The sequence below is a fragment of the Novosphingobium sp. AAP1 genome (assembly GCF_001295765.1).
Lineage (GTDB): Bacteria > Pseudomonadota > Alphaproteobacteria > Sphingomonadales > Sphingomonadaceae > Novosphingobium > Novosphingobium capsulatum.
The window spans coordinates 1-1,287 of the sequence record NZ_LJHO01000048.1 but is presented as its reverse complement, the minus strand read 5'-3'; the positions used below and the strand labels follow the sequence as shown (position 1 = coordinate 1,287).

Annotated in this window: 1 pseudogene; it reads right to left on the bottom strand. The window is 47.2% G+C overall.

From position 1 onward, the window contains the following. A pseudogene (locus IP65_RS21865) lies at positions 1–1,287 on the bottom strand (hypothetical protein); the annotation flags it as partial.

Genomic DNA, 1,287 nt, shown 5'->3' with positions numbered 1-1,287 from the left:
CGGATCAAAGCCCTGCTTGGTCACCCGGTCTGCCCCACTGCTGCCTGTCGTCTGGCTTGGCGCACAGCTTGATGCCACCGTGGAGGGAATGGCCGACAGGTTCATGTACTGTATGGCGCAGTACGGCCTGCCCAAGCTGTCGTATACTTGGTCGCTCGCGGCGTAGGTCGTTGTTCCGGCGACCAAAGTCGAGCGCACCGGCCGCTCGTAGGTATCGAGCGTTATGGCGGAGTGATAGCTCTCACTGAAGTTGCTGAGGTCGGTCGCTTGGCTGGGAACCGTTCCAACCGCAGTCTGCGTCAGCACTCCGTCAGCGTTGTACGTATACTTCTTCGCTACGGGCAACCCAGTACCCGAACCGTCCGGATCAGGTCCAATCTCGCCCACAAGACGGCGATCGAGATCATATGAATAAAATGAATTATCGGATCGAGGTCCAGTCAGGGAATTCACGTCACCAGCATCATTATAGGAAAACGATGTAGTTGATGAAACAGACCCTGTCCCATTAGAGTTCGTGTACGATATAGGCAAGGCATTGCTTTTGCTCGACGATGATCCAGACTGATAAGATATCGAAGATCTTATTTCATCACTCGTTCCGGAACATGACGACATACTGACGCATTTAGATATGGCCGCCACACGGTGGATTGGCGCCGCCGCCTGGGTTAATACACCAGTCGCGCTAAGATACCAGGGATAGATATCTTGGTAGGAATAATTTACCTGAGGCCTCACACCATTGCTGGAAGAAGCTGGAAACAATACGGATTTTACAAGACCGGTCGAAGCATCATAGCCGTAATCTGTCTCGTTCGATAGTGCGTCTTTTTCCCACAGAGGCTTATTACAGCTAACCGCATTACTGCAACTTGCGGAAAATCCTTTTGTCAGAACAATATCCGCATCGACCGAAGGATTCTTAGATACTTTCCTTATTTCCGTAACATTTCCACGGGCATCATATGAGTACTTGATATATCCAGTCACCGGAACAGACCCCGAAAATGATCCTTCCGGCATCACAAAATATACCAAACGAGAGTTACTATCATATGTGAAATAATAAGATTTGGCGTTTTCATCTGTGTATTTTGTCGGCAAAATTAAATTTGTGTCTATCGTAATTGATTTTGAACTACCATCAGGATTAGTTATGTTATATAATCTTGTTGCTCCTGAAACGGTATATTGATAATTCCAGACGTTGCCATTTATCGAAACCGAAAATGGATTAGAACCAGTTGTCGTATAATATTTTATATTTTCGTTCGAACTCCCTGC